Source organism: Rhodococcus sp. MurmanLake-1, from assembly GCF_056945715.1.
The window spans coordinates 292,189-318,189 of record NZ_JBWZNF010000004.1; the positions used below are offsets into that span (position 1 = coordinate 292,189).

Here is a 26,001-nt window from a genome sequence, read left to right on the forward strand (position 1 = left end):
CGTTATCGGTGCTCGCGCAGTAGCTGAGTCGGTGTCAGGCCTGTCAGCGCTCGCGTATCGCGCGCGAGGTGGGCTTGGTCGGCGTAGCCGGCGCGACCGGCCAGCGACGACAGCGTGAGATTTGCATCGCGGCTGAGAGTCAACACGTCCTGGATACGTTGCACTTTCTGAATCATTTTGGGGGACAGCCCGATCGACGACGTGATCGAGCGTCGAAAATGGCGTTCGGAAACACCGAGGTCTGCGGCGATCTCTCGTATCGGAGTCGAAGGGGAGGAGATGAGCGCGGAGTAACCACGCTCGATTCCGTGGTCGGGTTCCAGTCCGCGCCACAACTGGCCCAGTAGGTGAGCGTCGACTGCCTCGTGGCTAAGGGCGTCGGCAAGTACCCGCGCTTGTCTGGAAGTGAGGATGTCGTCGAAGGCGATCTTCGAATCCTGCACCGCGTCGGCCGCTGTGCCGAGCAGGCTCCGCAGAGCCGGCGGATTGATCCGGATGCCCCACATGGTTGTACCGGCGGCGACCGAAACCAGATCGGCACCGGTTGCGGGTCCGACGAGCCACGACTTTCCGGTGCTGTCGACGATGAAGTCTGCGCAGAGATCGGGAAGAATCCGCTTTGCTTCCGTGGGCGCATGGGGGTCGGTAGTGCTTTTCCACGCGCAACTGAAGAGGCCGGCCGAACCGGTGATCCGAGTCTCGACATAGGTGTGGCCGTTTTGTTCAAGACTCGACGCTACCGTCCGACTACCGTCAAGAGCGAGGGTGTCAGTGCCGGTCATCAGATCATCGTCACACACTCGCCGATCACTTCTCGACCCGAAACAGGAGAAATACCGTGTCCGTCTCTCCGAGACTCGATCTCGTCGGAATCGTCACCAACGATCTCGCGCGTTCCCTCGCGTTCTACCGAACCCTCGGGCTCGACATTCCGGAAACACCCGCTGACGCTCCACACGTGGAGTTCACTTTCGACAGTGGGCTTCGGCTGGCCTGGGACGCGCTGTCCACCATCGCGAGCTTCGATCCTGACTTCGTTGTCGGGGAAGGTCGACACCCCGTCGCTTTGGCCTTCGATTTCGGGACACCCGCTGCAGTCGACGAGGCGTATCAGCGCATCACAGCCGACTTCCCCGGACACAAAGAGCCATTTGATGCCGTGTGGGGCCAGCGCTACGCCGTTCTTCTCGATCCCGATGGCAATACCGTGGATCTCTTTGCCGCGCTCTGATTTCGAACGACGCAGGCCCCGACCGAAATTCGGTCGGGGCCTGCGATTGTCGGTGATCGAGTCTTTGTCAGTTCACCAAGCGTTGAGGGTGTCGAGGATCTGGCCTCGGGCCTTCCACAGTTCCGCGCCCCAGTACGGCCACGAGTGAGTGCCGTTGGCCGGGAAGCTGTACGTTGCCGGAATTCCCAGGGAGTTCATGCGCAGCTGGAATGCCCGTGAGTTCATCAGGGCAAGGGCTTCGAGGCCGATGGCGCTACCGGTATTCACGAAGTCGACGGGACGACGCGGTTGATCGAACTGCCCGGGTAGGCCGCTCGCGGCGGAGATGTACAGAGAGAGCCCAGCCAGCTCGGGTGCAAACACGAAGGGGTCGTTGCGGAGCCAAGCGGGGTTCCATGGCGGTCCCCACATGGCATCGACATTGAAGGACCCTGCGCTGACCATGGCCACGCGGATTGCTTCACGCATGCCGGGAGCTGAGATGTTGAGGTATCCCGAGAGCGATCCGGCGAACTTGAACTGATCGCGGTGATAGGCGGCGAGCGTCAGTGCCGCGCTGCCACCCATGGACAATCCGAGCACACCGTTGTTGGTTCGGGAGACGCCGCGCGATTCCAGATATGCGGGAAGTTCCTGGGTGAGGAAGGTTTCCCATTTGTACGTGACCGGCTGGCGATTCAAATTGCTGTTCGCATACCAGTCCGAGTAAAAGCTGGACTGCCCGCCGACCGGCATGACCAGGGTGACGTTGTCGCCGCGATACTGCTCGAGAGCGTTGGTCTCGAAACTCCATGCGTTTCGGTCGTCGCGTGCTCGTAGACCGTCGAGAAGATAGAGCGCCGCGTTGCCGCCGCGCGAAGCCCACTGGATCTGAACCTTGATCGGCCCCATCGAGGAGTCGACGAACACTTCCTCGTATCCACCGGCCGGGGCGGTGCGCGCGGGCGCTGCGGTCGCTACTGATCCGCTGATCAGGCCTGCGGTCAGGGGGAGTGCGAGTGCTGTCGCGGCGAGGCCGAGGATCCGACGCTTGATTCGTTTCGAAATGCGGTTTCTCGAAATATCCGGGTTCGAAATATCTGGGTTCTTCGCCAAATCTGTGTGAGCCTCGTGCATGTATTACTCCCGCCCCAAAGGTGCTTGCACACCGAAATCCGACCGAGCCCCCCGAGGCACGGAATTCCTGATGACACTAAGTGGTCTGTATTGACGTCGACGGCTCCGTTACCGTTTCGTTATCAAACTGGTCTGATTCAGGTAGTGCCGTCATGCGTCGTCGACCGGAGGTTGCGCGTCGATTTGCCACCCTCCACGAATCAGGTGTTCACGTACCCGGGCGACGTCCGATTCGTGCGGAATATCGTCGGTGACCTTGGTGATGAGGACGCCGATGTCGATCGGATCGACCGAACCGGGAAAGTCGATCGGATCGACCGAACCGGGAAAGTCGATCGGATCGACCGGAACCGGAAAGTCGGCGACGAGATCGTCGGCAAGAACGGCGATCTCGTCGTCGGACAGCTGTCGCCGGAGCAGGGCCATCAAAGGGACGTAGTCCTGCTCCGGCACGCCGTTCGGATACCCGGCACGGAGCCAGCCGAGTATCGAAGCCAGAAGTGGTGGAAGACTCAACGAATCGAGCTTCAGTCGTTGTCGAGATCAGCGAGGGGCCACCCGGCGGCGGCCAGGACGGAGGCAACGCGCGCGATGTCCTCGTCCGAGGGAGTCTGGCTCGTGAGATCGGCGATCTGAGCGCTGATCTCGTCGCTCGAGATCACCTGGTCGCTGTTGACGTCGCTCAGTTCTGCGAGTGCAGCGCCGATGGCAATGTCTCGAATTTGCGCGTCCGAGAGCTTGCGTCGTAGCAATGCGACCAGCGGAATGCGGTCCTTGGGCGGTATGCCTTCGGGGTAGCCGGCGCGAAGCCATTCCAGAATGGACTGAGGAAGGGATGGAGTCGGTGCAGTCACGGTGATGTCTTTCCGCTCGTGAGGGCGCAAGGGATCAGAAGATCTCGATGCCGAATGTGTGGCTGAGGAAGCCCTGCATGATGAAGAGGATTCCGGTGACGATTGCGATGAGCACTACCGCGAAGCACACCACTGCGCCTGCCACGGCCAACGGACTGCGAGCCGCGACGGCAGTGCTCCCGCCGCCACTGCCACGTTGCCCGGCGTCGAGGGACTTCAGGCCGATTGCGAAGATCGCCGGAAGTCCGGCGCCAAGCAGGAGGCCGACAAGCACGACCTGCCAGAGCGAGTCGACGGTGTTTTTCAAGATATCCATGTCGATTCCCTCTTTCAGGCTTTGACGTCGGTGGTGACGCGGGCGTCCGGACCGGGGACCTCTGCAGGCACCAGGCCGCCGTCCCACTCGGCGTTGACATTGCTCGGATCGATGGGCTCCTTGCGGGAGCGCAGGTACATCCAACCGGCCAGGGCGATGAGCACAGCGAAGACGACCAGGACACCGGGCAGGCCGCCGACGATGTTGGCCAGTCCCCAGCACAGAGCGCCGACGATCGCAGCGGACGGGAGAGTGATCAACCAGGCGACCGCCATACGTCCGGCGACGCCCCAACGAACCTCGGCGCCCTTGCGTCCCAGACCGGTTCCCATGATGGAACCCGTCGCCACATGGGTGGTCGAGAGTGGAAGACCGAGGTGGCTGGAGGTGAGAATGATGGCAGCAGAAGATGCTTCGGCCGCCATGCCCTGCGGCGCGGCGATCTCGACCAGGCCCTTGCCGAGTGTGCGGATGACTCGCCACCCGCCGAGGTAGGTTCCGGCAGCGATCGCGAGTGCGCAGGTGAGCTTGACCCAGAACGGCATGTCCGCGTCGGCGGAGATGGTTCCATGGGCGACCAAGGCGAGGAAGATGACGCCCATTGTCTTCTGAGCGTCGTTGGTGCCGTGGGCGAGGGAAACGAGTGAAGCCGAACCGATTTGGCCGAGTCGGAAACCCTTGTCCTTGGTTTCCTCACCGACGTTGGAGGTGATGCGGTAGATGAGCCAGGTTCCGGCCGCTGCAACCAAGCCGGCTACGACGGGAGCGAGAACTGCGGGGATGACAACCTTGCTGAGCACGCCGCTCCAGGCGACACCGCTCATTCCGAGGGACGCGATGGCGGCGCCGATCAGGCCGCCGAACAGTGCGTGTGAGGAACTCGAGGGGATGCCGAGCAACCACGTTGCCAGGTTCCAGATGATGCCGCCGACAAGGCCGGCGAAGACGATGGTGAGCAGCGCTTGGCCACCCACATTTCCGAGGTTCACCACGCCCTTGGCCACGGTGGCAGCAACCTCTACCGAGAGGAAAGCTCCAACCAGGTTCAAGGAAGCAGACAGAGCGACTGCCACCTTGGGCTTGAGGGCGCCGGTTGCAATCGACGTGGCCATAGCGTTGCCAGTGTCATGAAAACCGTTGGTGAAGTCGAACCCCAGAGCGGTTACGACGACGACGAGGAGAACGATGAGTTCCGCATTCACGAGAAGTCATGTTCCAACACCTGCGGGCCACAAATCGACCTGAGACGTGGTCGTTCCGCGACATTTCCATCACTCGGCACCTGTTGTTCATCTTCGTCCGGATAATTGTCCGTTTCGAAACGCGTGAGGCATAGAAAATTCATTCGTGTGCATGGTCGTGGAGTTTGTGGAGGCATACGCCAATTGCCGGACGGACGTATCGGGTTCTGGACTTCCTCGAAATCGGGTAAGGCCAAGCGGCTGCGGAACAACCCACGCGTCACCGTCGTGCCGTGCAACAACCACGGAAAGGTTGCCGACGGCTCTTCGCCGGTTGCCGGGACCGCTCAGTTGGTGAGCGGTGGAGCTGAATTCGACGAGATCCGCAGCAAAGTGAAAGCGAAATACGTTGTGATGGTGCCTATTTCGAAATTATTCAACACCCGCGGTCACATCGGCAATGGTCCGTTCCCGTACGGCGACAACGGCGTGATCATTTCCGTCGATGCGTAGTCGGGATTGCGCAGCGGAGTAGCCTGAAAGTATGGAACCCACGACCGGGCGCCTCTGCCTGACGGTTCCACGAATCCTCCGTTAAGGAGCCTCGTCATGGCGCACATCAGCACTCTCGACTATGCAATGGAAGCGCCGCAGCGCCATGTCGGGCAACCTTTCCCGTCGCCGACGCGGACTCCGCGGTTCCTGCTTCGTGGTCAAGGCGCCGTCAAGGCATCGGTAGACGGCGCGTGGTTCCCATGGACCACCAACGTCACGGCGGAGCTTCACGATCTGATATCCGCACTTTCGCTGAGGTTGGGGCCGATCGCGCGGGTTGCGTTCGACTGGAACACGATCAGCAGCGCGCAGCGTCGTATCGACGAGGTCGACGGACTGGAAGTGCGGGGTCCGTACCCTGGCCAGCCTCACGATTTGATGTATCTCGACGACATCTATGGTCGTCAACTCGTTCTGATGATGATTCCGCCGTACACGGATCCGGACCGTGCGTACGAGATCATGCGGCGGTTGGTTGATCCTGGCCGTAGCGAAACCTATCGGGTGCAGTGAGATCTTTCTGACGTGCGGGGTCGAATCTTTCGATTCCTGAACATGCGTCCAGTTTGTCTGGTTTGATGGTTCTCGTAACCACAATCTCAGGCGCATTCCTTCAGGTCAGCGCTTGGGCGCGGCAGCTTGACTCCCTGCCGTGTCGTCGGTCCGGCATGTCCACCACCCTCCCACTGTGCGTGAGCGCCGGATCGAATGAAGCCCCGCCCTCCCCACGGGGGTGGGGCTTCTACTTTGTACGGGCTGACCGGCGTTCGCATCGCCGAATCCGCCGGGTCGTTCGGAAGTTCGGGACGCCCTGGTCCGTAGCATCGCCACTGTGAACATTTCTCTACTCGGTGCGGCGGGGCTTCAGGACTGCGCCGACAGTGGAATGGACTGTATGGACGGATTTGGGGCGTTCGTTCTTCTGTACGTCGGCGGATTCATTCTCACCTTGATATGGATTTCCCTGTGCCTTGTCGGAACGGCCGATGTGGTTTCCGTGTCCCGGCGAATCGGTGTGTGGCGAGCAGTCGCCTTCTTTTTCGGCATTTGGCTTGTGCCCATCGCCGGGTTGAGTGCATGGCTTGTTTTCCGACGCTCTCGTTGATTCTCGAAAGTGGAGCCGGAGAGGTAGACGCGTTTCCGGAACCCGTTAACTTGTTGGATCAGAGGCGATTTGAAAATGTGGCGAGAGGCTCTTGTCGATGCAGCAGGCGACAACGTCCATCCAGGCCATGCCGGAACTGGTTGGGCCTGGGCCAACTGGCAGTGGGTGGTCGGGACCGCCCGCTACGGCCGAGTGGATCTGCTCGGCATCGACGAACTCGGTTACATGGAACTCGACAAACGAGGCGCCGAGCTGCTTATTCAGGTGTTGACCGAACGGGAGGAAAAGAACTCCGTCGCCATCGCCTCCAACGCGTCGTTCTCCGGCTGGACGACAATGTTCACCGACCCACGACCTTGCGCCGACATCGTGGATCGGCTCACCTTGCGGCGGCAACATCATCGAAACCGCCACCGACTCTTACCGACTCGTCCACATCCGAGCTCAGCAATCCGCTTGATACACACAAGGTGGGTCCGGATCACGCCCCCTATCGGACTTGAATGAGACTGACATTTTCACTGAGACCCGCACCTAGCCTTGAAACTATGTGGCATCCTGCCGCTCCAGCCAGTTCAAGATCGCTTGGTTGGTCTCTTCGGGTCTTTCTTGCTGGATCCAGTGACCGCAGTCGAGATTGACTACTTCCACGTTGGGCACGAACTCTGTCAGGTTCTCAGCTCTCGCGATCGCGTCACGGTCGCCGTAGATCATAAGTGCGGGCTGTTGGATAATCGGGTCCACCTCCGCCAGCAAATGCCAGTTGCGGTCAAGGTTCCTGTACCAGTTCACATTGCCCGTGAATCCTGTCGATTCGAAGGCGGAGACGAAAACGGCCAATTCGCTATCGCTCATCAGAGGCTCACCGAGTGGTGTCTCTGCTCTGGCGAGATCGATCAGTGCCATACCCGGCTGAGGCTCCCTGAGGGGTTCGTTCTTCCGGTACAGGTTGCGGAGGAACCGGAAGGTGTTGTCTTCGAACACCGCGTCCGCGACGCCCGGCTGTCGATTGAAATGGACGAAGTAGAAATCACCGCCGAGCACGGCTTCCATGAACTCAATCCAGGGCTGCTCTCCGCGATCCTGGTAGGGCAGGCTCAGGTTGATCACTTTGTTTACCCGGTCCGGGTGCAACAGGGTCAGGCCCCACACGACAAAGGCACCCCAATCGTGACCGACAAAGGTGGCATCTTCGTAGCCGTAGTGATCGAGAAGTGCGATGAGATCACCCGCCAAATGTTCAATGTCATAGTCCGTCACTTCGGTCGGACGTGATGAATTGCCGTAGCCGCGTTGGTTCGGGACGATGACGTGGTAGCCCGCCTCGACAAGGGCGGGCACCTGGTATCGCCAGGAATAGGCGTGCTCTGGCCATCCGTGACACAACACGATGGGTTTCCCGGCATTGTGTCGCCCTGCCTCGAAGACTTCGAGTTCCACGCCGTTGACTTGGATGAGGACGGGCCTGGGGAAGTCGGATGGATTCACGGATGCTCCTTTGAGTTGAGTACCGATCTCGTGTCTGGATCGACCGGTTGCTCCGACGTTAGGGAGCATCGTGGACACATAAAGTCCTAGATCGCTGGCAATCTGAAGAAATGCGGAACGATCCCACAGGCCGAGCACTGCAATTGCTCTCGCTCCTTCAGACCCATCGCTTCTGGCACTGTGCCGAACTTGCCGCACGACTCGATGTCACGCAGCGGACGGTACGCCGCGACATCGATCGCCTACGCGACCTCGGTTATCCGGTCGATTCCACGTCCGGAAAGTACGGGGGCTACCGACTTGCAACGGGGGCACACGTGCCGCCCCTGATCCTCGACGATGACGAGTCCGTGGCGGTAGCCGTCGGACTGCGCTACGCCGCCGAGGCCGCCATCGGAGGCATCGAAGAAACATCGCTGCGCGCGCTGACCAAGATCGAAGCACTCCTGCCCCATCGACTACGCCGACGTGTGTCGGCACTGCATTCGAGCGTCAGTTCCATGCGGCGGGCAGATGACGACGTCGTCGACCCCGAAGCGCTCAGTGTGCTCGCTGCGGCATGTCGCGACCACGAGCACGTACGTTTCGACTACCGGCGAGGTGATGGCGAGAGCAGCAGACGGCTCGTCGAGCCGCACCGCCTTGTCACGGCGGGACGTCGTTGGTATCTCGTAGCATGGGACCACCATCGTTCGGATTGGCGAACATTTCGACTGGACCGGCTCTCGGAGCCCTGGCTGGCAGGCAGTCATTTCACGCCACGCGAGATCCCGGGCGGTGACGCGGCAGGCTTCGTCGCGAGATCAGTCGGCTCGCCACCCCGTCACCACGATGCAAAACTCGCCATCGAAGCCACGTTCGCCGACCTCGACGGCGTACTCAGATGGATTGACCACACACCGATCGAGGTGGCAGCGGACCGCTGCCTTGTCGAGATCCGCAGCGAAGATCTCGGCAGGCTCGCCATGACGGTTGCGCGCATTGCGCTCACCGCCCCAGTGGTCGTCATCGAACCAACCGAGCTTGCCGACACCGTCAGTCGGCTCGCCCTTCACCTCAGAGTCTCGCCACCATGACAGTCAGAAGAGGATTGTGCGACAAGACCATTCATGTCCAGGTTGCCGCAGGGGCGTGTTCCCTGCGCAGGCCCCTCGTCTATCGAGACACGTATCCGTTCCCCTGTGAGCTTGGAGAGTAAGTGACCAATTCGAAATCATCGCCGGCTTCCATCCACCCCCCGACGTGGAAGTTCGACTACCCGATCATCCACGCCGAGACTCGGGAACAGTGGCGAACTTGGCTGACGGACAATCACACGTCAGGCCGAGGTGTGTGGTTGTGCTCCTGGCGCACCACCACCAGCCGACCACGCTGCCCCTACCCTCAGGCCGTTGAGGAAGCCATCTGCTTTGGTTGGATCGATTCCACCAACACCATCCTCGACGAAGAGCGCAATTTGCAACTGTTCACGCCTCGTAGACGCAAGAGTTCCTGGACCCGTCTCAACCGCGAACGCGCAGCTGATATGGAAGCGCGTGGCCTTATGACCGCTGCTGGTCGCGGTGCAATTGCTGCCGCGAAATCCACTGGTTGGTGGACGATTCTCGACCAAGTCGAAGACCTCGAGGAACCATCTGACTTGCAGGCGGCGCTGGACCTGGACCCGCAAGCTCGAAGCAACTGGGACAGTTTTCCGCCCAGCGCCCGCAAACAGATGCTGTGGTGGATAGTCTGTGCCGCTCGAGACGCAACACGGGCAGGTCGAATCGCCCATATCGTCAACAATGCGGCCATCGGCGAACGTGCTCGCGGCTGATCCGCGATTCGACCGCGTCCGGTATGAAGGCCGGTCATCATCTGTCCGAGGGGTTTCCCTCGGACCGAAACAAGTCCACCCGCCCCGCAGAAGCGGGACGGGTGGACTCGGTACTCGCAGGTCTGACTTACGTCAGGATGCGGATCACACGTCGTAGTAGAGCTCGAACTCGTACGGGTGCGGACGCAGGTTGACCGGAGCGATTTCCTGCTCGCGCTTGAGCGAGATCCAGGTCTCGATCAGGTCGGTGGTGAAGACGCCACCCTCGGTCAGGTACTCGTGATCGGCTTCGAGGCGGTTGATGACCGTCTCGAGGCTGGTCGGAGCCTGCGGGATGTTGCGAGCCTCCTCCGGGGGAAGCTCATAGAGGTCCTTGTCGACCGGAGCCATCGGCTCGATCTTGTTCTTGATGCCGTCCAGGCCGGCCATCATCTGTGCAGCGAAGTTGAGGTACGGGTTACCCGAGGAGTCGGGTGCGCGGAACTCGAGACGCTTTGCCTTCGGGTTGTTGCCCGTGATCGGGATACGGACAGCTGCCGAGCGGTTGCGCTGGCTGTACACGAGGTTGATGGGGGCTTCGTAGCCCGGCACCAGACGGTGGTACGAGTTGATCGTCGGGTTGGTGAAGGCCAACAGCGACGGAGCGTGGTGCAGGATGCCGCCGATGTAGTGGCGAGCCATGTCCGAGAGGCCTGCGTAGCCGGACTCGTCGTGGAAGAGGGGCTTGCCGTCCTTCCACAGGGACTGGTGGACGTGCATGCCCGAGCCGTTGTCACCGAAGAGCGGCTTCGGCATGAAGGTCGCGGACTTGCCGTGCTGCCAGCAGGTGTTCTTGACGATGTACTTGAACAACTGCAGGTCGTCAGCAGCTGCGAGCAGCGTGTTGAACTTGTAGTTGATCTCCTGCTGTCCGCCGGTGCCGACCTCGTGGTGGCCGCGCTCGAGCTCGAAGCCCGCGTTGGTCAGGTTGGTGGAGATTTCGTCGCGCAGGTCCACGTAGTGGTCGTACGGAGCGACGGGGAAGTAGCCACCCTTGGCGCGAACCTTGTAGCCGAGGTTCGGGGAGCCGTCGGCGTTGGTCTCTGCGCCGGTGTTCCAGGAACCGGAGATGGAATCCAGCTCGTAGAACGCGGAGTTCATGCCGGAGTCGTAGCGAACCGAGTCGAAGATGTAGAACTCGGCCTCGGCGCCGAAGAATGCGGTGTCCGCGATGCCGGTGCTGACCAAGTACTCCTCGGCCTTGCGGGCAACGTTGCGCGGGTCGCGGCTGTAGGACTCACGGGTGAACGGGTCGTGCACGAAGAAGTTGATGTTGAGGGTCTTCGCCTTGCGGAAGGGGTCGATCTGCGCCGTGGTGACGTCGGGAAGCAACATCATGTCGGACTCGTGGATCGACTGGAATCCGCGGACCGAAGATCCGTCGAATGCGAGGCCGTCCTCGAACACGTCCTGGTTGAAAGCAGACGCCGGGATCGAGAAGTGCTGCTGGACGCCGGGCAGGTCGCTGAACCGAATGTCGACGTACTCGATGTTCTCGTCCGCGATGTACTTGATGACCTCTTCGGCCGTGGTGAACGCCACGCTTGTGCTCCTTAAGTCGCTTCAGCCAAGTGATGTCGGTTGAATCCGTCGAGGCAGACGGTAGGGAGCTGGTGTTGCCCGCTCGTCAACCCTTTGTTTCGGCAGTGTTACGCGTCGCAGCATCCTGGGGATTTCCGAAGTCCATGTGACCGGCCACACAGTTAAAACCCGGCAAATCTGGACTACGGTGCTGCGACGCCTATCCTGGACAGCATGGCACGTATCACCGGAACTTGGCTCTCTGGGCCGCAAGCAGCTTTGCCGAAGAGCACGGACGGCCGTGAGCAGTCGTACCGTGGCGAGTTCCTCGGTTTCCCTCAGGAGGGGCCGGGTTCGCTGGTCGGTTCGGGCCGTCGTATCGCCGCACTGTTGGTGGATTGGGTCATGGCCGTGGGAGTGGCCTCGCTCATCACCGGAGACTTCTTCGACGGTATGACCTCGACTGTCACACTGATGGTGTGGTTCGCCGTCGGTGTCGTCACCGTGGCGCTGTTCAACTTCACCCCGGGGCAGTTCGTCCTCGGACTTCAGGTTGCGCGAATCGAAGGCCCGATCCGTGTGGGCTTCGTGCGCGCGTTGGGGCGTCAGGCGCTGCTGGTGTTCGTCATTCCCGCGACCATCACCGACATCGACGGTCGCGGTATGCAGGACCGCGCGACCGGCACTTTGCTCGTGAAGTCGCGCTGACACAAACTTCTCGAACGAAGAAAGACCCGGGTCCGTATGGGCCCGGGTCTTTCGTTTTGCTGTGGGGGGAGTGTCAGCGACGACGAATGGTTCGCTGCATTCCCTTCATCTTCGCGCCTCCGGGCATCGGGCCCTTGGGAAGCGCTGCTCCGCCGCCGCGTGCGCTGAGCGCAGCGAGGCGACCTTCGATGTTGTCCATGCGCTTGGTGTCGATGTTGCGGGGCAACTTGTTCAAGTAGCGCTGGAGCTGCGAGAGCGGAACCTGGCCCTCGTCGTTGCCGATGATGATGTCGTAGATCGGGGTGTCGCCGATGAGGCGGGCAGTCTTCTTCTTCTCCTGCGCGAGGAGGCCCTTGACGCGTTGCGGCGAACCCTCGGCGACGAGGATGACACCCGGCCGTCCGACGACGCGGTGAACGGCATCGAGCTGGGTGGTGCCGGCGACGGCATTCGTGACGCGCCACGCGCCCTGCATGTTGTCGAGCGCCCACGCAGCGGCACCGGCCTGGCCTTCAGCCTTCTTGTACACCGATTTCTGGACGCGGCGACCGAAGATGATGAAGGCGCCGAGGAGACCGAGAACGATGCCGATCGGCAGCAGGAACCACTGAAGGCCCCAGATGAGACCGACCAGGAAGAAGACCAGAGCAGCACCGACGAGGGTGCCGATCATCAGCGGCAGGAGGAGCTTGTCGTCCTTGCGCTGCATCTGGAATGCCTGCCAGAGCTGAGTTCTACGTTCCTTGGAAGCCTGCTTGCGGGCAGCCTTCGCTGCAGCCTTTGCCTCTTTGGTGGGTTTGCCCTTACCGGATTTGCTGCCGTTCGCCATGTACCCAGGATACGTCCATTGCTGTGCGCCTTTACTAACCGCCCGCGGTTAATAAAGGCGCACAGCAAAAAGTGGATCAGCGATTCAGGCGCGCCATGAGTGAGCTGGCTTCCTGGGAAGCGTCTCCGCCCTCGGTCAGATGACGCTGCGCCTCGGGCAGTTCACGGCCGTGATGTGCCATGGCCTGCGCATACAGGCGTCCGGCGCGGTACGACGAGCGAACCAACGGACCGGCCATGACGCCGGCGAAGCCCATCTCTTCTGCAGCCTTGGAGTGTGCGACGAACTCCTCGGGCTTGACCCACCGCTCGACGGGGTGGTGCCGGGGCGAGGGGCGCAGGTACTGGGTGATGGTGAGGATGTCGCAACCGGCGGCGTGGAGATCTGCCATTGCCTCGGTGACCTCTTCAGGGGTTTCGCCCATACCGAGGATCAGGTTGGACTTGGTGACCAGTCCGTAGTCGCGTGCTGCGGTGATGACGTCGAGGCTGCGCTGGTACCGGAATGCCGGACGGATCCGCTTGAAGATGCGGGGGACGGTCTCGAGGTTGTGTGCGAGCACCTCGGGGCGTGAGGCGAAGACCTCGTCGAGCAGTTCGGGCTTGCCGTTGAAGTCCGGAACCAGGTTCTCGACGCCGGTGCCCGGGTTGAGTTCGTGGATCTTGCGGACGGTCTCGGCGTAGAGCCAGGCGCCGCCGTCGGGGAGGTCGTCGCGGGCGACGCCGGTGATCGTGGAGTACCGAAGCCCCATGGCCTGAACGCTTTCCGCGACGCGACGGGGCTCGTCGCGGTCGAGGGCCTCGGGCTTGCCGGTGTCGATCTGGCAGAAGTCGCAGCGGCGTGTGCACTGCTCGCCGCCGATCAGGAACGTGGCTTCGCGGTCTTCCCAGCACTCGTAGATGTTGGGGCAGCCCGCTTCCTCGCAGACGGTGTGCAAACCTTCGCGCTTGACCAGGCCCTTGAGTTCCGTGTACTCGGGGCCCATCTTTGCGCGGGTCTTGATCCAGTTGGGTTTGCGTTCGATGGGCGTCTCCGCGTTTCGGATCTCGAGACGGAGCAGCTTACGTCCTTCTGGGGCGATAGTCACGACAGTGATCCTACGCCCGGTGATTACTGCAACGGGGTTCGGGCGAGCCCGTCAGCTGTACTGAACGGTAGTAAAAGTCGGAGTAGGCGAGGCGCTTTCGAAGGTGACGCGCTCGACGTTCCGTTCGGTGACGGGCATGGTTCCGTCGAGAGCAGCGATCACTGCCTCGGTCACAGCGGGAGTGACTTCGTCCACGGTTACGTCGCGACCGAGTTCATGCGACAGCGTCGTCACCCCGGCGTCACGGATGCCGCAGGGAATGATGTTGTCGAATCCGGTCAGGACCGAATTGCAGTTCAGGGAGAAGCCGTGCAGTGCCACGCCACGTTGGACGCGCACGCCGATGGCAGAAACCTTGCGCTCGGGCTTCCATTGCCCGTTTGCGAGTTCGGCGGGCAGCCAGACGCCGGAGCGGCCGTCGATGCGCCCGCAGTTCAGCCCGAGGTCCGTGCACACCGTGATCAGTGCTTCCTCGATGCGTCGGACATACCGCACCACGTCGATGGGCTCGGCCAGTTTCACGATCGGATATCCGACCAGCTGGCCGGGGCCGTGCCAGGTGATCTTCCCGCCGCGGTCGACGTCGATGACAGGTGTTCCGTCGACGGGACGGTCTTCGGGTTCCGTGCGTCGACCTGCCGTGTACACCGGGGGGTGTTCGAGGAGCAGTAGCGTGTCCGGTCCGATGTCGTCTGCCCGCGCTGCCGCGAGCTCACGCTGACGGTCCCACGCGGCGTTGTAGTCGATCAAACCGAGTTGCTCGACGGCGATCGGCAGTTTCGAGAACCGGGCGGAAACGTCAGCGCTGCTCATGGACGTAGAGATTACGCCCGACTTCGGAATCATCCGAGTGCGGCCGCCAGCGCTTCGCCGATCGTGTTGTGGCGGAAGGAGAATCCCGCCTTTTCCAAGGCCGCGGGAATGGCGCGCTGGCCACCGAGGATGCCGCTCTTGGCGAATTCTCCGATCAACGCTTCGAGTGCGAACCCGGGAACGATCCAGGGAGCCGGTCGGTGGACCGCACGGGACATGGCGTCATTGAACTGGGCGTTGGTGACAGGGGCCGGACCGGTCAGGTTGACGGGACCGGAGAGTTCGGAATTCTTGAGCGCGAACTTGATCGCGTCGCACTCGTCCTCGAGTGAGATCCACGGAAAGTACTGGCGACCGTTGCCCAGTCGCCCGCCGAGACCGAACGAATAAATGCGCCGAAGCCGACCGAGCATGCCGCCGTGGGGTGAAATCACGACGCCCGAGCGCAGATTGACCACGCGGGCTCCCGCCTTGCGTGCGGGCTCGGTGGCAATTTCCCAATCGCGACACGTCGTGGCGAGAAAGTCGGTGCCTGCCGGCGAATCCTCGTCGACGATCTTGTCGCCGGTGTCGCCGTAGTAGCCGACGGCGCTCGCGTTGGCGAGTACGGGAACCTTCTGACTTGCGACAGCTTCGGCCAGGACATCGGTCGCGACGATGCGGCTGTCACGGATCGCCTGCTTGTAGGAACCCGACCACCGTTTGTCGCCGATGCCGACGCCGCAGAGGTTCACGACGGCGTCAGCGCCTTGCAGGACGGAGAGGTCCAGACGGTCCTGGTCCGGGTCCCAACGCGATTCGTCGGGTCCAGCGGTCGAGCGTCGCACGAGACGTACGACGTCGTGGTTGTCGGAGCGCAACGATGACACCAAGGCCGTTCCGATCAAACCGGACGAGCCGGCGATGACTACTCGCATTCGGAAAGCCTCCTTCGATTCAGCCTGCTTCGATATCCGACCGTGTATATCCGACCGTACTGAAAAAGCCGGGGCGCCACCTCCTGATGGAGATGACGCCCCGGTCGGCCGAGCAGTTGCTTACAGGCCCAGATCAGCTTCGAACGAGGCTTCTTCCAACCGCTGCTTCACAGTGGTGAGGAATCGGCCGGCGTCGGCGCCGTCGACCAGACGGTGATCGTAGGTCAGCGGCAAGTAGATCATCGAGCGAACGCCGATGGACTCGTTGCCGTTCTCGTCGGTGACCACCATCGGGCGCTTGACGATCGCGCCGGTTCCGAGCATGGCCGCCTGCGGCGGTACCAGGATCGGGGTGTCGAACAGCGCGCCCTGGCTGCCGATGTTGGTGATGGTGAAGGTTCCACCCGATAGCTCGTCCGGCTTCAGGCCACCCGAGCGTGCACGCTTCGCGATGTCGGCGATGGCGCGAGCCAAACCGGCAAGGCCGAGATCGCCGGCGTTGTGGATGACGGGGGAGAGCAAGCCCTGATCGGTGTCCACTGCGATGCCGAGGTGCTCAGCGTCGTAGTAGGTGATCTGCTTGGCAGCCTCGTCGTAGCTGGCGTTGATGTTCGGGTGCGACTTCAGCGCCTCGACGACTGCCTTGGCGAAGAACGGAAGGAACGTCAGGTTGACGCCTTCGCGCTCGATGAAGCCGGCCTTGGCGCGGGCCCGCAGGGCGACGATCTTGGTGACATCCACCTCGAAGGTCTGCGTGAGCTGAGCGGTGTTCTGCAGCGACTCACGCGTCTTGGTGGCCGTGATCTGCCGAATACGGTTGGCCTTCTGCGTGGTTCCGCGCAGGTGTGCCAGTTCCGGTCGGACGCCTGCGGCTGCGGTGGCGGCCGGTGCGGCCGCGGGTGCTGCAGCAGGAGCAGCGGCGGCGGGAGCCTTCTTGGCCTCCGCAGCGGCGAGCACATCCTGCTTGCGGATGCGGCCGCCGACGCCGGTGCCGGTGACGGTCGCGAGGTCGACGCCGTTGTCCGTGGCGAGCTTGCGCACGAGCGGGGTGACGTACGGGCTGCTGTCGCCGGAAGCTGCGGGTGCGGCCGCCGGTGCGGGAGCTGCAGCAGGCTTCGGAGCGGGTGCGGCTGGTGCGGCAGCAGGCTTGGGTGCCTCGGCCTTGGGTGCTTCGGCCTTCGGTGCTTCAGCCTTGGGTGCTTCAGCCTTGGGTGCCGGCGGAGCGGCCGGTGCTGCGGGAGCGGCCTTGGGTGCCGGAGCCGCGGCGGGTGCGCCGGATCCGACGACGGCCAGCTGGCCACCGATCTCGACGGTGTCGTCTTCCTGCGCATTGATCTCGAGCAGGATTCCGGCGACGGGGGACGGGATTTCGGTGTCGACCTTGTCGGTCGAGACTTCGAGCAGCGCCTCGTCGACGGCAACCTCGTCGCCGACGGCCTTGAGCCAGCGGGTGACGGTGCCTTCGGTGACGGACTCGCCGAGGGCGGGCATCGTCACGGCGGTGCCTTCAGCGGAACCGCCGGAAGCAGCGGGTGCCTCGGCAGCGGGAGTTTCTTCGGCGGGTTCCTCGGCAGCCGGGGCTTCCTCGGCGGGAGCTTCCTCTGCGGCGGGGGCGGGTGCCTCTGCCGCAGGTGCTGCGGCTTCGCCGGCTTCACCGATCTGGGCGAGCTCGCCACCGATTTCCACGGTGTCGTCTTCCTGCGCGACGATCTTGGTCAGGACGCCGGCGACGGGAGACGGAATCTCGGTGTCGACCTTGTCCGTGGAGACTTCGAGCAAGGGTTCGTCGACTTCGACCGTGTCTCCTTCCTGCTTGAGCCACCGTGTGACAGTTCCCTCGGTGACGCTCTCACCTAGGGCTGGCATCTGGACGGAGAAGGCCATGTCTTTTGACTCCTCGACAGTTGTGTTCGGGTTGTTGAATTTTGTCGACTTGTGGTCGTAATGCATTGTGCTCGAGTGGCGCGCGACGTGCGGCTACTTGTAGCTATTTTGCCGATGTCGACGCGCGGGCGCGGCGTCACCGTCGTTCATCTTTCCATTGATACGCCGGGCGTGTCCGATGAGGGGGATGCCGTCCGTTTCGAGTGTGTCGGCTACTGGCGAGTAGGTATGCGTTGGGGGTCCGGCTGTAACGTCGTAAGCGGACCAAACGGTATGTCGTGCGCAGGCACAACGGACATCGCCTGGCAAACTTGACATATCGCCGGGGTGCATCCGCGGCGTCGGTACCGAGGAGGGTACGACCGTGGGACTGTTCGATCGTTTCAAGCGTCCGCCGAGTGCGGCTCAGGCCGCAGCGCAGAGTGATGCGGATCATCTGGCGAATTGGGCGCATTCGCACGAAGGCGTCGAGGCCTATGTGGAACCGCAGACGACGGTGACCGAGGTGACCGTTGTCCTCGTCGCGAAGGACGGGGAGTGGACTCGTCGTCGTGTCGGCGGCGAACGTGGTGCCCGCAAATTGGGACAAGACCTGAAGATTCCGGTCTACGACGTCCGAAAAACGGGATATCCGCAGCGTATGCGTGATCACGACGAGCGTAAGCGAATCGAACGCAAGCGGGCCCGAGAGCAGGAATTGCGCGACGGCGCCTGATTTGCTGTGCGCCTTTATTAACCTCCCGCGGTTAATAAAGGCGCACAGCAAGTGGTCAGCCGTTGACCGCGATGTCCTCCAGGACCGAGATCATCGTGCGAACCGGAACGCCGGTGCCGCCCTTGCCGGTGTAACCCCACGGCCCTGACGTGTTGTACGCGGGACCTGCGACGTCGATGTGCGCCCACTGGACACCCTCGGGAACGAATTCCTTGAGGTAGTGAGCGGCGACCAGCATGCCGCCCCAGCGGTGCGGGGTGACATTGGCCATGTCGGCGACCTTGGAGTCGAGATCTCCGCGCAGTTCCTCGGGCAGCGGCATGGCCCAACCGTTCTCGCCGACGCTCTGCGAGATGGAGGCGACGCGGTCACGGAACTCGTCCGTGCCCATGACGCCGGGGGTGCGGTTGCCGAGCGCCACCATCTGCGCACCGGTGAGGGTTGCGGTGTCGATCATGTAGTCGGGGTTGTCCTCACCCGCGCGAACCATCGCGTCGGCCAGGATCAAACGGCCCTCGGCGTCGGTGTTGACGACCTCGATGGTGATTCCGCCGTACTGGGTCAGCACGTCGCCGGGACGCTGCGCGGTTGCGGACGGCATGTTCTCGGCCATCGGGACGTATGCGACGACGTTGACGGGCAGACCGAGCTTGGCGGCGAGCACGACGGTGGAGATGACGGCTGCGGCGCCGCCCATGTCCGAGGTCATGTTCTCCATCCCGGCGGCAGGCTTGATGGAGATTCCGCCGGTGTCGAAGGTGATGCCCTTGCCCACCAGTGCGACCTTGCGGGCTCCACGCTTCTTCGACGCGTATTCGAGGCGGACGAGACGCGGCTGGCGTGACGAGCCCTTGCCGACGCCGATGATTCCGCCGTAGCCACCCTTCTCGAGTGCCTTCTCGTCGAGCACCTGGACGGTGAGCCCGGCCTCGACGCCCAGTGCCTTGGCGCGCGCGGCGAACTCGGCGGGGTAGAGGTGGCTCGGGGGAGTGTTGACGAACTCGCGTGCGGTGGCGACGGCCTCGGCGATCGCTGCCGACCGTGCCAGCGTTGCCTTGGTCTCCTTGGTGCGCGGCGAGGGCACCAGAAGTTCGACGCGGGCCAGTGGCTGCGAATCAGGACCGGGAGCCGTCATGGACGACTTGAATTCGGTGAAGCTGTACGCGCCCAACGCAAATCCCTCGGCGGCTGCGCCGAGATCGAGGATCGAGAGCGTGGTTGCGACGGTGTCGATGCCGGACAGCGAGCGAGCTGCAGCGCCCGCGGACTTGCGGATCTGCTCACTGTCGAGCTTGTCGGCGGAGCCGAGTCCGACGGCGAGGACGCTGGTGACCGACAGCGCGCTCGGTGCCGGGACGCGGGTGAGCTGCTCGGGCTTGCCGGTGGCGCCGACGGCGATGAGGCTGTCGAGGATCTCGGCGAGCACGTCTTCGGCGACGATGCCTTCGCTGAGTGCGATCTCGGGGCCGTCCGGACCCGACGTCAGACCGACGACCAATATCTCTGCGCGCTTGGCGACTGTGCCGGCGAGAACGAGGTCGGGTCCCAACGATCGGGCTGTGCGAGTGCTCAAGGTGTCTCCTGTGAGGTGAGTGTGCGATGCGTCCGGTTCTGGCGGATGCCTGAGTCGATGTTAGGCCCTTTGCCGTTTGCGGACGGGGCGATCGTCGCGGCCGGGTGAGCTCTCGCTGCGGACATGTTTCGATCGGCGAAGTCCGATAGGTTGTGGGCCATGACCGACGAACAACTGTTGCAGGGCCCGATCCACCCCGTCCACGTCGAACTCGGCGCGACGTTCGCGCCGTTCGGGGGATGGCAGATGCCGGTTTCGTACGCCGGCGTCGTGGCCGAACACACCTCTGTGCGTGAGAATGTCGGACTCTTCGACGTCAGTCACCTCGGCAAGGCCGTCGTGCGTGGCGCGGGCGCCGCAGAATTCGTGAACTCCGCACTGACCAACGATCTGAACAAGATCGGGCCGGGTAAGGCTCAGTACACGTTGTGCTGCAACGAGTCCGGTGGTGTCATCGACGACCTCATCGCGTACTACGTCAGCGACGACGAGATCTTCGTCGTCCCGAACGCGGCCAATACCGCGGACGTCGTTGCGGCTCTTGTCGCCCTCGCACCGGACGGAATCACCGTCGAGGATCAGCATCGTGCCTACGGTGTGCTGGCTGTGCAGGGTCCGAAATCGGTCGCGGTTCTGACGGCGCTGGGACTTCCCACCGAGATCGAGTACATGGCGTACGAAGATGCGGAATGGAACGGCGTGCCTGTTCGTGTGTGCCGCAGCGGTTACACCGGTGAGGTCGGCTACGAACTCCTGCCGCGGTGGGAGGACAGCGAGCCGTTGTTCCGTGCGCTTCTCGAGGCAGTGCGCGCCGAGGGTGGGCAGGCCGCCGGACTCGGCGCTCGTGACACTCTTCGTACCGAGATGGGTTATCCGCTGCACGGGCATGAGCTTTCGCTCGAGATTTCTCCGCTCGAAGCGCGCTGCGGATGGGCGATCGGTTGGAAGAAGCCGACATTCTGGGGCAAAGAGACCTTGACCGACGAGAAGGCTGCCGGCCCGGCTCGCAAACTCTGGGGGATCAAGGCTCTCGATCGCGGCGTGCTTCGTGCCGGCCTCGGTGTTCTGCGTGACGGCGAGGCAATCGGCGAGACCACCTCGGGGACGTTTTCGCCTTCGCTCAAAGTGGGAATTGCGTTGGCGCTCCTCGATTCCGGTGCCAATGTCTCGGCCGGCGACGAGATCGAAGTCGACGTCCGTGGTCGTGCTCTTCGGTGCGTCGTGGTGTCTCCTCCGTTCGTGGAGACCAACACCAAGTAGAGAGCTTTTTCACGTTCGATAGGATTGCGCCCATGACAGGTGCCGCCGATTTCGTTCGTGTTCAGAGCTCGTCCCCGAAGTCCGACGCCGAGCGCCGTGACATTTTGGCGGCGCCCGGCTTCGGGCGGCACTTCACCGACCACATGGTCTCGATCGACTACACCGCGGGCAAGGGCTGGCACGACGCCCAGGTGTTGCCGTACGGAAACATCGAGCTCGATCCGGCCGCAATGGTTTTGCATTACGGACAGGCCATCTTCGAGGGCCTCAAGGCATACCGTCAGCCGGGTGGCGAGATCAGCTCGTTCCGCGTCGAGGCCAACGCCGAGCGTTTCGCAGCATCTGCGCGCCGTCTGGCCATGCCGGAGCTCCCGTCGCAGATGTTCATCGATTCCATCACCGAACTGATCGACGTCGATCTCGACTGGGTTCCCGCAGCCGGTGGCGAGGACGCGCTCTACCTCCGTCCGTTCATGTTCTCCACCGAAGCCGGACTCGGTGTCCGTCCCGCCGACGAGTACCGCTACCTGCTGATCGCCTCACCCGCCGGTGCGTACTTCCCGCGCGGCGTCAAGCCGGTCAGTGTGTGGCTGTCCACCGAATACGTTCGCGCGGCCCCTGGCGGTACCGGCGCGGCCAAGTTCGCCGGCAACTACGCCGCTTCGCTCCTCGCCCAGGCGCAAGCTGCCGACGAGGGTTGCGACCAGGTGGTCTGGCTCGACGCCATCGAGCGCACGTACGTCGAGGAAATGGGTGGAATGAACCTGTTCTTCGTCTTCGGCTCCGGCCCCGACGCTCGCCTCGTGACGCCGTCGCTGTCCGGTTCGTTGCTGCCGGGCATCACGCGCAACTCGTTGCTCGCCCTTGCCGCCGATTCCGGTTTCGCCGTCGAGGAGCGCAAGATCAGCACCGACGAATGGCGCACCAAGTGCAAGAGCGGTGAAATCACCGAGGTCTTCGCTTGCGGCACAGCAGCAGTCATCACCCCCGTCGGACGCGTCAAGTCCGCCGAGGGCGAGTTCACCATCGCCGACGGCGAGCCGGGTGAAGTGACGATGGCACTGCGCGACACCCTCACGGGCATTCAGCGCGGCACCTTCGCCGACACCCACGGTTGGATGACCAAGCTTCACTGATCGCTGGTTCGTTCCGCGAGCAACCGCTCGCGGAAGAACTGCAGAATCTCGTCTCGAGCGACGGTGGTGGGCGATCCCGCCTCGTCGACGAGATGAGCCGTCACCACGCTGTGTGGATTGGCAATGACGTGTTCGAAGAACGGTGACGTTGTCGCGTTGGCCGCTTCGTCGGGCAGCACCTTTCCGACGAAGCGCTCGCCCATGGCCTTCGAGTAGGCCGCGAATCGCTGTGCGCGGCAGAACGGGTCACCTTGAAACCGGTATGCAAGCACCGTGAGGTCTTCGGCCTCGAGTCTCGAGCGCACGGCTTCGAGTTCTTCGGGCCCGCTGTCGGTTTCGTCCGGTCGGTCGAGCGGTAACGACGGTTGGGCGAGAACCGGCGCGATGACCGAGGGTTCGAGCATCATCGACAACGCGAAGTTGCCGGTGAAGCACATCCCGATCACGCCAACGCCAGGACCGCCGCACTCCTCATGCGCCGAAGTGGCGAGTGCACGCAGCCAACGGACCGCCGGACTCGGTTCGTCGACAGCGAGGGCGCGGAACTCCGCACTGACGCAGGCTCTCTTGAACACCGTCAGCCCCTCGTCCACTGTGGGGACCGCTCCGGCGCGCCCGAACAGTGACGGAACGAAGACAGTGAAACCGGCGTCGCGCACCCAGCGGGCGAATCGCGCTACATGCGGGCTGATGCCCGGCATCTCCGGCATGACGATAACTGCGGGACCGGCGCCGGCCACGTACACGGACTTCGCCACTGCGTCGATGGTGATCGTTCGACGGTCGAAGTCTTCGAGCGGATCGTCTTCGGTCATGCTCCGGTTCGGCACGGTGAGCCCTCTCAGTAGTCGAAACAATTCCTCCGCACAGTCTTTCGGCGCGGGATCAACTACAGAAGAGGGCGGTTCGCCACGTTTTCGGGCGGGCTCGCCACGCACGGCCTATCCGGCGCCGCCTTTGCGGAATCGCTTTCGATAGTCGGCCGGGCTGATGCCGACGCGGTCGGTGAACAGGCGACGGAAGGTTCCAGGATCCTGATAGCCGATGTGCCCCAGGATCTTTCCGAGAGACCAGTCGGTCGATTCCAACAACCGTTTCGCTTTTCGGATCCGTGCACGCTGCAGATAACTGCGCGGCGATTCCCCGGTCTCGTCCTTGAACTTCCGAAGCATGGTTCGGGTGCTGAGGTGAAAAGCATCCGACAGCAGATTCAAGTCGTAAGGCTCCGCCATCCGTTCGACCAACCAACTTCCGACGTCGTCGGCGAACTGTGTGTGATTGACGGGCAGCATCGAGTCGACGATGTACGGAGATTGACTGGTTCGATTTTCCGGCGCCAGAGTAATTCTCGCAGTCGTTCGCGCAATATTGTCGCCGAGATGCTCGCGCACGAGTGCTGTTGCGAGGTCGAGCGCGGCAGTGAACGCCGCAGTGGTGGTGACGCCGGCGTCCTGGACGATCAACGAGTCGGTTCGAACCGTCGCACCGGGGTAACGACTCGCGAGGTCCGCACCGTACAGCCACGACGTCGTACATCGGCGTCCGTCGAGCAGTCCCGCCTCGCCCAGCAGATACGCGCCGACGCAGACCGACGACACCCGAACGCCGCGCGCCTCGCACGCACGGATGAACTCGATTTCTCTGTCCCACAGCGACAAACGCGTCGTAGGGTCTTCGGACGGCACGAGGTCGAACCCCGGCACAACCAGGTGATCGATGTCGTGATGCCCCTCCTGTACCCCGAGCGAAAATCCACCTGCCGCAACTACGGGCGTGCCCGACGCTGCGATGACCGATACCTCGAAGGGGTCGGCGGACGCTCCATCAGCGACCCGATTCGCGATCAGGAGAAGGTCGGTGAAAACGAAGATTTCGGCCGCCAGGCAACCTTCGTACGCAAGGACACCTACTCGCACGACGTCGGATCACAGTCCGAGAGTGAGGCCGACGGCCGTAAGCGTCACAGTGAGTTCGAGCGCGAATCCGAGAACGTCTCCGTTGAGTCCACCGAATCTACGGACGCAGTGACGCACGCACAGCACACTGATCAGTAGCGCCGACGCGGTCACGAGAGGGCCGAGCCACCACCGGTCGGTGGCAAAGGCGGAAGTGGCGATCAGCGGAACCGACCATACGATTGCGGCCCAGAGCGGTTGTGAATCGGCGACGAGCGCACCGAATCCGTTCGGGCCAGACGCGAGAATACCTCGGCGGCAGGCAAAAACGACGGCCACACGACCCGCAGCGACAGATACGAGAACGGCGATCCACTGCGTGGGGGAGTCGGCAACAGCGAGGACGCCGAAGGAGACCGATTGCAGCCCAAGGAAGATGAACAGTGCCGCGACCCCGAACGGTCCGGCACCGCCGCTGTGCATGACCTCGCGGGCGCGCTCCGGTGGACCGTAACAACCCAGTCCGTCGACGGAGTCTGCCAGTCCGTCCACGTGCATCCCGCGTGTCCCGAGAGCGAGCGCACCGACCGTCAGCAAGCCTGCGAGATAGGGATTCAGGCCGATACTGGTTGTGCCCCAAAGCAGAAACGTCGCGGCAATGCCGAGTGCGATCCCGGTGAGCGGAGCTGCCGCGATGGCGCGACGACCGGCAGTTCGGTCGATGTCGGAGGGACCACGAACCGGAAGGACCGTCAGCCACGAGAAGGCCAGAGGCACTCCGGACAGCGGGCCCGCCATGCTCACTCCGCCGTATCGGTCTTGGTCAGGTCGATCGACTCCGGTTCGTCGGCAGGTGCGCTGCCCTGAGTGCTGACACCGGCTTCGGAGAATGTCGCCATCTTGCCCAGGATTGCCACTGCGCCCTGAAGAATTGGGAGCGCTGTGACTGCACCTGAACCTTCACCGAGACGCATGTCGAACTCGACGATCGGGTCGAGACCCATTCGGGTCAATGCGATGGTGTGGGCGGGTTCGGTGGAGCGGTGTCCGGCGACCCACCATTCACGTGCGCCGAAAGCCAGTTCGTCGGCAACCATGGCGGCTGCGGTGACCACTACGCCGTCGAGGATCACCGGCGTACGACGCGAAGCTGCCTGGGCCAGAAAGCCGGCCATCGCGGCGAGGTCGGCACCCGAAGACGTGCGTAGCAGCGCGACTGTGTCGCGAACGTGCGGACGGGCGCGACGGAGAGCGTCGCGAATCGCTGCGGTCTTGCGGATCCACCCGGCGTCGTCGATACCGGTACCTCGACCCACGACCGCGACGGGTTCACTGTCCGTCAGGGCTGCGATGAGAACAGTTGCGGGTGTCGTGTTGCCGATGCCCATGTCACCGGCGATGAGAAGATCTGCGCCCCCGTCGATTTCTTCGTCCGCGATCGCTCGGCCGGCGGCGATGGCCTGAAGGGTTTCCTCGTTCGACATGGCGTCTTCGCGGTCGATGGACCCGGAAGACCTGCGCACCTTGTAGTTCGCGACGGACGGATCGGTATCGCCGTCCACTGCGATGTCGACGACGCGTACCGTGGCGCCGGCAACCTCGGCGAGGACGTTGACTGCCGCGCCGCCCCCGAGGAAGTTGGCGACCATCTGTGCGGTCACTTCCGGCGGATAGGCGGAGACGCCGTTGCGGGCGATTCCGTGATCACCCGCGAAGACGACGACGCGAGGCCGAGCGAAAGCGTGTGGGGGACAAACTCCTTGGCAGGCTGATGCCCAACCGGCGAGAGCCTCCAGCCGGCCCAGCGAACCGGCCGGCTTGGTCAGATCACGCTGACGCGCGTCGGCCTGTGCCCGCACCTCGCGGTCGGGCGGGGTGACGGGTTCGAAGTCGGCGCTACTGACTGGCGCGACGTCAGGGTTGGCATCTGGATTCGCCCCTGAAATGGGCCCTGGATTGGCC

At 63.1% G+C, this 26,001-nt stretch carries 27 protein-coding genes and 1 pseudogene; 10 read left to right on the forward strand and 18 right to left on the reverse strand.

The window, feature by feature from the left end; all coding sequences use genetic code 11:
• Positions 1-2: 2 nt before the first annotated feature.
• Positions 3-782 (reverse strand): helix-turn-helix domain-containing protein, encoded by a 780-nt coding sequence (locus tag AC2ETI_RS14225; RefSeq protein ID WP_202022306.1) that lies wholly within the window; start codon positions 780-782, stop codon positions 3-5.
• A 56-nt stretch (positions 783-838) separates the two neighbouring features.
• On the opposite strand from AC2ETI_RS14225, the gene AC2ETI_RS14230 reads away from it, so the two are divergent.
• On the forward strand, positions 839-1,231 hold the full coding sequence (locus tag AC2ETI_RS14230; RefSeq protein ID WP_019748934.1) for a VOC family protein: 393 nt from the start codon (positions 839-841) through the stop codon (positions 1,229-1,231).
• A gap of 72 nt (positions 1,232-1,303) precedes the next feature.
• Here the strand turns inward: AC2ETI_RS14230 and AC2ETI_RS14235 are convergent, their stop codons facing one another.
• The 5 genes from AC2ETI_RS14235 to AC2ETI_RS14255 all read right to left on the reverse strand — a co-directional run bounded on the left by AC2ETI_RS14235 (position 1,304) and on the right by AC2ETI_RS14255 (position 4,719).
• Positions 1,304-2,347: an alpha/beta hydrolase gene (locus AC2ETI_RS14235; protein WP_019748933.1), complete on the reverse strand. Its 1,044-nt coding sequence runs from the start codon at positions 2,345-2,347 to the stop codon at positions 1,304-1,306.
• A gap of 150 nt (positions 2,348-2,497) precedes the next feature.
• Positions 2,498-2,863 carry a DUF3349 domain-containing protein gene (locus tag AC2ETI_RS14240; RefSeq protein ID WP_020908124.1) on the reverse strand — a complete coding sequence of 122 codons (366 nt, stop codon included), beginning with the start codon at positions 2,861-2,863 and terminating at the stop codon, positions 2,498-2,500.
• Between the two features lie 11 nt (positions 2,864-2,874).
• Positions 2,875-3,201 (reverse strand): DUF3349 domain-containing protein, encoded by a 327-nt coding sequence (locus AC2ETI_RS14245; RefSeq protein WP_020908123.1) that lies wholly within the window; start codon positions 3,199-3,201, stop codon positions 2,875-2,877.
• A gap of 34 nt (positions 3,202-3,235) precedes the next feature.
• Complete coding sequence (locus AC2ETI_RS14250) at positions 3,236-3,517, reverse strand: hypothetical protein (protein WP_003941641.1); 282 nt, start codon at positions 3,515-3,517, stop codon at positions 3,236-3,238.
• A gap of 14 nt (positions 3,518-3,531) precedes the next feature.
• Positions 3,532-4,719, reverse strand: a complete 1,188-nt coding sequence (locus AC2ETI_RS14255; protein WP_003941590.1) for an inorganic phosphate transporter — start codon at positions 4,717-4,719, stop codon at positions 3,532-3,534.
• 183 nt (positions 4,720-4,902) lie between these two features.
• On the opposite strand from AC2ETI_RS14255, the gene AC2ETI_RS14260 reads away from it, so the two are divergent.
• The 3 genes and pseudogenes from AC2ETI_RS14260 to AC2ETI_RS14270 form a co-directional block, all read left to right on the forward strand.
• A complete protein-coding gene (locus AC2ETI_RS14260; RefSeq protein ID WP_060938889.1) occupies positions 4,903-5,211 on the forward strand; it encodes a PNPOx family protein in 309 nt (102 codons plus the stop codon).
• Positions 5,212-5,307: 96 nt separating this feature from the next.
• On the forward strand, positions 5,308-5,766 hold the full coding sequence (locus AC2ETI_RS14265; RefSeq protein WP_003941615.1) for a DUF5994 family protein: 459 nt from the start codon (positions 5,308-5,310) through the stop codon (positions 5,764-5,766).
• 769 nt (positions 5,767-6,535) lie between these two features.
• Positions 6,536-6,818: pseudogene (locus AC2ETI_RS14270) on the forward strand (ATP-binding protein); the annotation flags it as partial.
• An 86-nt stretch (positions 6,819-6,904) separates the two neighbouring features.
• Here the strand turns inward: AC2ETI_RS14270 and AC2ETI_RS14275 are convergent.
• Positions 6,905-7,846 (reverse strand): alpha/beta fold hydrolase, encoded by a 942-nt coding sequence (locus AC2ETI_RS14275; protein WP_060938937.1) that lies wholly within the window; start codon positions 7,844-7,846, stop codon positions 6,905-6,907.
• Between the two features lie 110 nt (positions 7,847-7,956).
• Between AC2ETI_RS14275 and AC2ETI_RS14280 the strand changes: the two genes are divergently transcribed.
• Both AC2ETI_RS14280 and AC2ETI_RS14285 read left to right on the forward strand, forming a co-directional pair.
• Positions 7,957-8,922, forward strand: coding sequence for a helix-turn-helix transcriptional regulator (locus AC2ETI_RS14280; RefSeq protein ID WP_133727511.1), 966 nt, complete (start codon positions 7,957-7,959; stop codon positions 8,920-8,922).
• 122 nt (positions 8,923-9,044) lie between these two features.
• On the forward strand, positions 9,045-9,662 hold the full coding sequence (locus AC2ETI_RS14285) for a YdeI/OmpD-associated family protein (RefSeq protein ID WP_080910093.1): 618 nt from the start codon (positions 9,045-9,047) through the stop codon (positions 9,660-9,662).
• A 144-nt stretch (positions 9,663-9,806) separates the two neighbouring features.
• Here AC2ETI_RS14285 and glnA read toward each other — a convergent pair whose 3' ends face one another.
• A complete protein-coding gene (gene glnA, locus AC2ETI_RS14290; RefSeq protein ID WP_003941609.1) occupies positions 9,807-11,243 on the reverse strand; it encodes a type I glutamate--ammonia ligase in 1,437 nt (478 codons plus the stop codon).
• A gap of 213 nt (positions 11,244-11,456) precedes the next feature.
• Here glnA and AC2ETI_RS14295 point away from each other — a divergent pair, with 213 nt between their 5' ends.
• The gene (locus tag AC2ETI_RS14295; RefSeq protein WP_019748923.1) at positions 11,457-11,930 is read left to right on the forward strand and encodes an RDD family protein; all 474 of its coding nucleotides are present in this window, start codon (positions 11,457-11,459) and stop codon (positions 11,928-11,930) included.
• Positions 11,931-12,003: 73 nt separating this feature from the next.
• On the opposite strand, the gene AC2ETI_RS14300 is transcribed toward AC2ETI_RS14295, so the two are convergent.
• The 5 genes from AC2ETI_RS14300 to sucB all read right to left on the reverse strand — a co-directional run bounded on the left by AC2ETI_RS14300 (position 12,004) and on the right by sucB (position 17,460).
• Positions 12,004-12,759 carry a DUF4191 domain-containing protein gene (locus tag AC2ETI_RS14300; RefSeq protein ID WP_003941625.1) on the reverse strand — a complete coding sequence of 252 codons (756 nt, stop codon included), beginning with the start codon at positions 12,757-12,759 and terminating at the stop codon, positions 12,004-12,006.
• A gap of 76 nt (positions 12,760-12,835) precedes the next feature.
• The gene (gene lipA, locus AC2ETI_RS14305; RefSeq protein ID WP_003941610.1) at positions 12,836-13,846 is read right to left on the reverse strand and encodes a lipoyl synthase; all 1,011 of its coding nucleotides are present in this window, start codon (positions 13,844-13,846) and stop codon (positions 12,836-12,838) included.
• Between the two features lie 51 nt (positions 13,847-13,897).
• Positions 13,898-14,659 (reverse strand): lipoyl(octanoyl) transferase LipB, encoded by a 762-nt coding sequence (gene lipB, locus AC2ETI_RS14310; protein WP_029538295.1) that lies wholly within the window; start codon positions 14,657-14,659, stop codon positions 13,898-13,900.
• A gap of 29 nt (positions 14,660-14,688) precedes the next feature.
• Positions 14,689-15,576, reverse strand: coding sequence for a TIGR01777 family oxidoreductase (locus AC2ETI_RS14315; protein ID WP_317559519.1), 888 nt, complete (start codon positions 15,574-15,576; stop codon positions 14,689-14,691).
• Between the two features lie 120 nt (positions 15,577-15,696).
• Complete coding sequence (sucB, locus tag AC2ETI_RS14320) at positions 15,697-17,460, reverse strand: 2-oxoglutarate dehydrogenase, E2 component, dihydrolipoamide succinyltransferase (protein WP_400822165.1); 1,764 nt, start codon at positions 17,458-17,460, stop codon at positions 15,697-15,699.
• Positions 17,461-17,824: 364 nt separating this feature from the next.
• On the opposite strand from sucB, the gene AC2ETI_RS14325 reads away from it, so the two are divergent.
• Complete coding sequence (locus AC2ETI_RS14325) at positions 17,825-18,175, forward strand: hypothetical protein (RefSeq protein ID WP_003941713.1); 351 nt, start codon at positions 17,825-17,827, stop codon at positions 18,173-18,175.
• A gap of 55 nt (positions 18,176-18,230) precedes the next feature.
• On the opposite strand, the gene AC2ETI_RS14330 is transcribed toward AC2ETI_RS14325, so the two are convergent.
• Positions 18,231-19,748, reverse strand: a complete 1,518-nt coding sequence (locus tag AC2ETI_RS14330; protein ID WP_020908114.1) for a leucyl aminopeptidase — start codon at positions 19,746-19,748, stop codon at positions 18,231-18,233.
• Between the two features lie 159 nt (positions 19,749-19,907).
• Between AC2ETI_RS14330 and gcvT the strand changes: the two genes are divergently transcribed.
• Positions 19,908-21,008 (forward strand): glycine cleavage system aminomethyltransferase GcvT, encoded by a 1,101-nt coding sequence (gcvT, locus tag AC2ETI_RS14335; RefSeq protein WP_483634053.1) that lies wholly within the window; start codon positions 19,908-19,910, stop codon positions 21,006-21,008.
• A 32-nt stretch (positions 21,009-21,040) separates the two neighbouring features.
• On the forward strand, positions 21,041-22,144 hold the full coding sequence (locus AC2ETI_RS14340) for a branched-chain amino acid aminotransferase (protein WP_003941766.1): 1,104 nt from the start codon (positions 21,041-21,043) through the stop codon (positions 22,142-22,144).
• Here AC2ETI_RS14340 and AC2ETI_RS14345 read toward each other — a convergent pair.
• The 4 genes from AC2ETI_RS14345 to cobT form a co-directional block, all read right to left on the reverse strand.
• Positions 22,138-22,959, reverse strand: coding sequence for a dienelactone hydrolase family protein (locus tag AC2ETI_RS14345; RefSeq protein ID WP_283309778.1), 822 nt, complete (start codon positions 22,957-22,959; stop codon positions 22,138-22,140). The genes AC2ETI_RS14340 and AC2ETI_RS14345 overlap by 7 nt on opposite strands.
• 126 nt (positions 22,960-23,085) lie before the next feature.
• Entirely contained in the window at positions 23,086-24,060 is a 975-nt protein-coding gene (locus AC2ETI_RS14350; RefSeq protein ID WP_047887995.1) for a GlxA family transcriptional regulator, read from the reverse strand.
• A gap of 9 nt (positions 24,061-24,069) precedes the next feature.
• Positions 24,070-24,837 carry an adenosylcobinamide-GDP ribazoletransferase gene (locus AC2ETI_RS14355; protein ID WP_446695827.1) on the reverse strand — a complete coding sequence of 256 codons (768 nt, stop codon included), beginning with the start codon at positions 24,835-24,837 and terminating at the stop codon, positions 24,070-24,072.
• Between the two features lie 2 nt (positions 24,838-24,839).
• The gene (gene cobT / locus AC2ETI_RS14360) at positions 24,840-25,985 is read right to left on the reverse strand and encodes a nicotinate-nucleotide--dimethylbenzimidazole phosphoribosyltransferase (RefSeq protein ID WP_046379938.1); all 1,146 of its coding nucleotides are present in this window, start codon (positions 25,983-25,985) and stop codon (positions 24,840-24,842) included.
• Between the last annotated feature and the right edge of the window lie 16 nt (positions 25,986-26,001).

Bases quoted from the DNA above. Each gene is read 5' to 3' on its own strand.
- AC2ETI_RS14225 (WP_202022306.1), bottom strand. From the start codon at position 782: ATGACCGGCACTGACACCCTCGCTCTTGACGGTAGTCGGACGGTAGCG.
- AC2ETI_RS14295 (WP_019748923.1), top strand. From the start codon at position 11,457: ATGGCACGTATCACCGGAACTTGGCTCTCTGGGCCGCAAGCAGCTTTG.
- AC2ETI_RS14315 (WP_317559519.1), bottom strand. From the start codon at position 15,576: ATGCGAGTAGTCATCGCCGGCTCGTCCGGTTTGATCGGAACGGCCTTG.
- AC2ETI_RS14250 (WP_003941641.1), bottom strand. From the start codon at position 3,517: ATGGATATCTTGAAAAACACCGTCGACTCGCTCTGGCAGGTCGTGCTT.
- AC2ETI_RS14340 (WP_003941766.1), top strand. From the start codon at position 21,041: ATGACAGGTGCCGCCGATTTCGTTCGTGTTCAGAGCTCGTCCCCGAAG.
- AC2ETI_RS14265 (WP_003941615.1), top strand. From the start codon at position 5,308: ATGGCGCACATCAGCACTCTCGACTATGCAATGGAAGCGCCGCAGCGC.
- AC2ETI_RS14235 (WP_019748933.1), bottom strand. From the start codon at position 2,347: ATGCACGAGGCTCACACAGATTTGGCGAAGAACCCAGATATTTCGAAC.
- lipB (WP_029538295.1), bottom strand. From the start codon at position 14,659: ATGAGCAGCGCTGACGTTTCCGCCCGGTTCTCGAAACTGCCGATCGCC.
- AC2ETI_RS14300 (WP_003941625.1), bottom strand. From the start codon at position 12,759: ATGGCGAACGGCAGCAAATCCGGTAAGGGCAAACCCACCAAAGAGGCA.
- AC2ETI_RS14280 (WP_133727511.1), top strand. From the start codon at position 7,957: ATGCGGAACGATCCCACAGGCCGAGCACTGCAATTGCTCTCGCTCCTT.
- AC2ETI_RS14345 (WP_283309778.1), bottom strand. From the start codon at position 22,959: ATGACCGAAGACGATCCGCTCGAAGACTTCGACCGTCGAACGATCACC.
- gcvT (WP_483634053.1), top strand. From the start codon at position 19,908: ATGACCGACGAACAACTGTTGCAGGGCCCGATCCACCCCGTCCACGTC.
- sucB (WP_400822165.1), bottom strand. From the start codon at position 17,460: ATGGCCTTCTCCGTCCAGATGCCAGCCCTAGGTGAGAGCGTCACCGAG.
- AC2ETI_RS14355 (WP_446695827.1), bottom strand. From the start codon at position 24,837: ATGGCGGGCCCGCTGTCCGGAGTGCCTCTGGCCTTCTCGTGGCTGACG.